The sequence below is a fragment of the Actinomycetota bacterium genome (assembly GCA_005774595.1).
GTDB lineage: Bacteria > Actinomycetota > Coriobacteriia > Anaerosomatales > D1FN1-002 > D1FN1-002.
In genome coordinates, this window is record VAUM01000095.1 from 1 (window position 1) to 6382 (window position 6382).

At 69.7% G+C, this 6382-nt stretch carries 6 protein-coding genes; all 6 read right to left on the reverse strand.

Annotated features, from left to right (window positions below):
* Positions 1-989 (reverse strand): NERD domain-containing protein (locus FDZ70_05215; protein ID TLM77517.1); only part of this gene is annotated, 989 nt, incomplete at its 3' end.
* 76 nt (positions 990-1065) lie between these two features.
* Complete coding sequence (locus tag FDZ70_05220; protein TLM77518.1) at positions 1066-2316, reverse strand: 6-phosphofructokinase; 1251 nt, start codon at positions 2314-2316, stop codon at positions 1066-1068.
* Between the two features lie 165 nt (positions 2317-2481).
* Positions 2482-3420 (reverse strand): acetyl-CoA carboxylase carboxyltransferase subunit alpha, encoded by a 939-nt coding sequence (locus FDZ70_05225; GenBank protein TLM77522.1) that lies wholly within the window; start codon positions 3418-3420, stop codon positions 2482-2484.
* 14 nt (positions 3421-3434) lie between these two features.
* Positions 3435-4313, reverse strand: a complete 879-nt coding sequence (locus tag FDZ70_05230; GenBank protein TLM77519.1) for an acetyl-CoA carboxylase carboxyltransferase subunit beta — start codon at positions 4311-4313, stop codon at positions 3435-3437.
* A 111-nt stretch (positions 4314-4424) separates the two neighbouring features.
* A complete protein-coding gene (locus tag FDZ70_05235; protein ID TLM77520.1) occupies positions 4425-5363 on the reverse strand; it encodes an aldolase in 939 nt (312 codons plus the stop codon).
* Between the two features lie 169 nt (positions 5364-5532).
* On the reverse strand, positions 5533-6382 hold an 850-nt coding region (locus tag FDZ70_05240), incomplete at its 5' end, for a hypothetical protein (GenBank protein ID TLM77521.1).

The window sequence follows — 6382 nt, forward strand, 5'->3', positions numbered from 1 at the left end:
GGCCTGGCGGGCGCAGTCAGCGAGCGAGTCATCTCTGAACCGCCGGGGCGGGGCGTGGCAGCGGACGTAGTGTCAGCCGAATCCGCAGGCGCGTGTCGAGACGGGGACACGGATGGCTGCACGGCGACGGACTCTGACGGGCGCGTCGGCCGGACGGACGACGACTCCCAGCGCTTGACGGCGGGCCGACGACCGACTGCATGACGAGCCTCGACTTCGGAATCTCCCGCACGATTCAACCCCGCGAGCAACCCGGTCAGTTCGCCTATCGCGCGCTCCGAAAGCCCTCCTGAGTTGATCGCGAAGTCCCTGCGGTCTGCGAAGTACGCCTCAAGCGACGCGACGTCTCGAATCCTTTCCTTGGACAGCGAGTCGAGTTCGAGACGATCAGTGTCCGTCCCGACCAGGACTACAACACCCTTCACGTAGTCGGGATCAATCGGATGCGCCGACGCGCGGAGCACCTGTCGCACTGAGTCCACGTGGGATGTGTTCTGGTGTAGCGGGTTCTGCACCTGAAACGTCTTGCCTGACGGGTAGCGAAGCGTCCAACGCGGCTCCGTGTCCCTGCCGAACACGCGCGCGGACCATGCCTTGGTCTCCACCACGAGAATGCCGTTGCTGTCGACGACTATGTGGTCGATCTGAGACGTCCTCATACCCGGAGTTAGCAGGACACTCTCCACCATTGAGAACCCGAACTGAGGCGCGAGTCGCCGCAGCTCCGCCGATACCAGCCGCTCGCCCTCGGCGCCTCGCTCCTCGGGCGTCGGCCGCGCAGAAGTCACAGCGTGGCTTCCCCGGCGACAGTCGGCGCATCCGGCCACTCGGCGCCACCCTCCGCCTCCGCGGCCTCCATCTCGGCGTACCCCTCGGCGAGCAGCGCGTCGAACGCTCGCCGCTCGTCTGCAGCGAGCGCGTCCACAACCACTTGGGTCTCCGTGACGCCCCTCGCCTCGGCCTCCCGGGCCACCAGCTCGTGCGCCCACCTCGGCATCGACAGGTCCGCAGGTGTTGCCGTTCGTGCCTGCATCGTGTTCCCCTTCCCCCGCACTGTTGCTGGGGCTACTCGCACGTCGGGTCGCAGTGCTCCAGCTCCTGGTACTCGAGCATGCGCGCGAGCCGGTAGAAGTCCGAGCCGCGCTTGATGAAGCGGATGCGCGTCTTCATCGTGTCCGGGTCGATGAGCTCGTCGAACGGCACGTACTTCAGGTCGAGCTGGCCCTCGACCGACACCATGACCCCGGTCAGGTCCTCCTCGCACAGCGCGCGGTACGCACCGGCGCCGAGCTGCGAGCCGAGCATCACGTCGAAGCCGCCCGGCTCGGCGCAGCGCGTCTCGTAGCCGATCTGCTTCGCGCGGACCGTGATCTTCCTGCCCGTGCGCTCCTTGTACGCCTTCTCCATCGCCGCGGCGAGCGACTGCCCGATCTGCACGCTGCCGAGCAGCGAGTTGCCGTGCTCGTCGACCACCCGAGGCCGCTGGCCCTCCGGCAGGAGCTCGGCCAGGCCCTCGGCGATGCAGATCACGCCGTGCTCGCGGCCGTCGGCGGCCCGGGCGAGCATCAGGTCGACCATCTCGGCGGCCACCGCGTCGCGGTCGAACACGTCGTCGAAGTCCTCGCGCGAGAGCATACGCGTGGCCTCGCCGGCGATACCCGAGGCGTAGGTGAGCCATCCGGCCTTGCGGCCCATGATCTCGAGCACGTACCACGCTTTGGTCGAGCGCGCGTCCGCGCCGATGTTGCGGATCTCCATGGCCGCGAAGTGCGCCGCCGAGGTGAAGCCGAACGTCCAGTCGATGCCGAAGTAGTCGTTGTCGATCGTCTTGGGCAGGTGCACGACGCGGATGCGTCGCAGCTCGGGCATGAGCTCCTGCATCTTGTAGAGGTAGTTGGCCGTCTTGAGCGTGTCGTCGCCGCCGATCGAGACGAGCGCGTCGATCTTGTGCGCCTCGAACGCGGCGTACACCGCGCGCAGCTTCGCGTTCTTCTCGGGATCGGTCAGGTCCGCGAGCGTCTCGATGACCTTGCCGGGGTTGGCGCGCGAGGTGCGCAGGATGATGTCCTTGCGCGTGCGGATGCCCGAGACCAGGTCGCGCGACATGCACAGGTAGTGCTCGCCCTCGCGCAGCGGGTTCTCGGGCGAGTACAGCTCGAGATCCTCGTAGCCGTCGAGGAAGCCGACGACGCCGATCCCGGCGTTCAGGAACGACAGCGCGGCGGCGGAGATGACGGCGTTGGCGGCGGGCGCGGGGCCGCCGGAGAAGAGCATTCCGATGCGCTTGATGTTCTCGGGTGCCGGGCAGGTGTCCATGGGTGGTCCCCCTCGGTTCGTCCGTGGTCCTCGCAGCCAGCGGGTCGGTCTCCCGGTGCCGGCGTCACGGGCGACGTCACATACGACGTCGTATGTGACGCCACGTTCCGAAGATACCCGAGGCACGCGCGAGGCGCACGGACCCGCGGACCGGCGGCGCGTCCGCTACTCCGTGAACTCGCCCATCGAGCGCAGGCGGGCGTAGCGCCGCTCCACGAGCTCCTCACCCGTGAGGTCCGCCAGCGAGTCGAGCGCCGCGGCCACCCTCTCCCCGACCGCCGCGACAACGACGTCCGGGGCGACGTGCGCCCCGCCCGGCGGCTCGCTGACGATCTCGTCGGCGATGCCGTGGCGCACGAGGTCCGGCGCGGTCAGGTCGAGGCAGCCGGCCGTCTCGGACGCTCGGTCCGAGTCCTTGTGCAGGATGAGCGCGCACATCTCGGGCGAGATGACCGAGTAGTACGCGTTCTCGAGCATGATGAGGCGGTCGCCGAACCCGATCGCCAGCGCGCCCCCGCTGCCGCCCTCACCGATGCCGACCACGACGACCGGCACGGGCAGGTCCGACAGCGTCGCAAGGCACTCGGCGATAGCCCACGCCTGGCCGCGTTCCTCGGCCTCGAGGCCGGGAAACGCACCGGCGGTGTCGAGGAAGCTCACGACCGGCAGGCCGAACTTCCCGGCCAGCTCCATCGCGCGGCGTGCCTTGCGGAAGCCCTCGGGGTGTGGCTGGCCGAAGTTGCGACGGATGTTCTCCTTGATGTCGGCGCCCTTGCGGTGCCCGAACACCACGCACCGGCGCTCGCCGAGCGTGCCGAGGCCCGCGAAGATGGCCTCGTCGTCGCCGTACGAGCGGTCGCCGTGCATCTCGAACACGTCCGTGAACAGCCCGGCCACGTAGTCCTGCGTCTTCGGCCGGTCCGGGTGGCGCGCGACCTGCACGCGTTCCCACGGCCCCAGGTCGACGTAGAGCGTCGCGCGGATGCGCTCGACCTCGGCGGTCAGCGCGGCGATCTCGGCGTCGAGCTCGGGGGTGTGGACGTCGAGCTTGGCGAGGTCGGCGAGCTTGTCCTCGAGCGCGGCGAGCGGCCGCTCGAACTCCATGATGAAGCGGCGGCTCATGACGCGCCGCCCTTCGGCGCGAGGTAGCCGAGCAGCAGCGCGAGCGTGTCGCGCAGCTCGGCGCGCGGCACGACCGCGTCGACCATGCCGTGCTCGACGAGCGACTCGGCGGTCTGGAAGCCCTTGGGCAGGCCCTGCTTGATCGTCTGCTCGACGAGGCGCGGCCCGGCGAAGCCCACCATCGCGCCCGGCTCGGCGACGATCACGTCGGCCAGCGTGGCGAACGAGGCCGTCACGCCGCCGTACGTGGGGTTGGCGAGCACCGCGACGTACGGCAGGCCCGCGCGCGCGAGACGTTCGGCGGCCGCCGAGGTCTTGGCCATCTGCATGAGCGAGAGCATGCCCTCCTGCATGCGCGCGCCGCCGGACGCGGTCACGAGCACGACCGCGCAGCCGTCCGCGAGTGCGGCCTCGAACGCGCGCGCGATCTTCTCTCCCACGACCGAGCCCATCGAGGCGCCGATGAAGCGGAAGTCCATCACGCCGAGGACCACCGGCACGCCCTCGATGCGGCAGCGCCCGGCCACGAACGCCTCGTTCATGCCGGTCTTCTCCACGGCGGCCGCGTACTGGCCCGCATACGCCTTGCCCGAGGTGAACTCGAGCGGATCGCCGCTTCGCAGACCGGCATCGATCTCGGCGAAGGTCCCCTCGTCAGCGAGCAGCGCGATGCGCTCCCCCGCCTCGAGTTCGAAGTGATGGCCGCAGTGCGGGCAGACGCCGTCGGTGCGCTCGAGATCGCCCGCGTAGAGCACGTGCTTGCAGCCGGGGCACTTCTCCCACGCGCCGTCGGTGATCTCGGGCTGGCGGCCGGAGGGGTCCGCGGCGGTGTAGCGCTTGGCGTCGCGGGCCTTGAACCAGTCGGACATGGGCATGACGGCGGGTCTGCTCCCTGCATGTGGCCGATACGCGGCGGCGCCCCCCGGCTCGGCTTGGGAAGGCGCCGCTCGTGTGTGCGTAATGGTACCCGCGCTCAGGCGGTGGTGCTAGACGGTGAAGTCCTCCGTGCCCGCGAACACCCGCAGGGCGCGCTCGACGTCGGCGTCGTCCATCGTGATCGCACTGATGGCCTTGGTCAGGCGCACGGCCTCGTCGAGCGAGCGCTGGTGGATGTTGCGCCCGGTCGCGTTGCCCATCGCGCCGCCGACGTGGATCTGCTCCCACAGCTGCGTGAGGAACGTCTGCGCGTCGACGGTCGAGCCGCCGGCGCACACGAGACCGGTCCGCCCGGCGGCCGCTGCCGCCTCCTTGAGCAGCTCGGCCGAGGAGGCGATCTCGGACTTCTTCGGCGGGTTGACCTTCACGAAGTCGGCCCCGAGGCAGCATGCCGCGCCGGCGGCGCCGGCGATGAGGTGCGCGTCCTTCTCGTTCTCGACGGCCTTGCCGCGCGGGTAGATCCACAGCACGACGAGCAGGCCGACCGAGTGCGCGTCGGCGATGAGCTGGCCCGCCTCGGTCATCATGGCGGCCTCGTACTCGCTACCGAGGTAGATCGTGTAGCCGACGCCGACCACGTTGACGCCGTTGTCGCGCAGGTCGAGCACGGTCTGCAGGTCGTACAGCTGCGGGCTGTACGGGTCCTCCTGGGCCGTCTTGACCAGGTGCGTCTTGCTGTTGATCTTCACGAGGTAGTTCAGCTGCGGGTAGTCGGCCGCGTAGTGGGCGACGAGGCCGCGCTGCCCGGCGAGGATGCCGATCGTGCCCTGCGAGCCGATGCGGAACAGGTGCTCCGGCTCGGCGTCTGCGGCGTCGATGCCCTCGCCGTAGAAGTCGTCGTTGAGGTGCTCGATCTTCTGGTCGCAGGCGAACAGCATGAGCCGCCCGGTGCCCTGCGTCGCCTTCAGGTGGTTCTCGACGTAGGTGTCGCGGAACTCGGCCGGCACGTCAGCCGGGACTCGGACCTGGTCTGCGGTGATCTTCGGCATGGATGCACCCTCCTCATCTCGTGCGCGAGCGGCCGGCACTCGCTCATCTCCCTGCAGATACCCTCTCGCGAGCGTCTCTCACGCCCGGCAGCTCCGTGCAGCGACGCCGCACCAGCGTAGGCGAACCGCGCGCGCGACGCCACAGCACGCCGCCGGAGCGCGGGCGGCGTCACCCCTCGCCGAACGGCCCCTCGCGCTCGTCCCGCTCCCGCAGCAGCGAGCGCACGGTCTCGCCGGCGGCATGGTACAACCGCACGAGCCAGGTCTCGAAGCCGCGGATCTCATCATCCCTGACCTGCTCGGCGATGCCCTCGAGCCCGAAGTCGCCGCCGGCCAGCCGCTCGCCCGCGTCGATCATGCGCGCCTCCATGCGGGCCAGAGGCGCGAACACGGTCCGCTGGAGCGTCAGCAGGAAGATCGCCGCGCACACCACCGCTAGGCCTATCGAGGCGAGCGCGGTGGCGAGGATGCGGCCGCCGTAGCGGGTCTTCGTCTCGGTGAGGTCGGTCGCGACCACGATCGCGCCGATCGCGTCGCCGTTCGCATCGTCGATCGGGAAGACCGAGCGGGCGTAGGTGCGATCGCCGGACCGCACGATCCCGAGGTCCGTCCCGCTGGCGGGCAATGACGCGCACGCGCCCTCGAACTCGGTGAGCGAAGTGTCCGCGGTCGTGGCGCACCACAGCGCGTTCGCGATGCCGCGGTCCCAGTTGTCGCCCTTGCCGGACGCCCGGCGGACGTCGATCCACTGCTGGTGCTCCAGGCGCGACTTGTCGAGCACCATGGCGTACTCGTCACGCGTCTGTGCCTTCATCGAGTCGAGGAAGTGGTCGATCTCCTCGCCCATCTCCTCGTAGCCGACGATCCGGCCCTGCGCGTCCCGCAGTGGTTCGACGACCCGTAGCGCGAACGCGGTCTTGCCGAGCTCGAGCCCGAACGCCTCGTCGCCGGTGGCGCCGGACCGCTTGTAGGTCGGGCGAGAGATGACATCGTCCGCTGTCGCGTATACACATCTGACG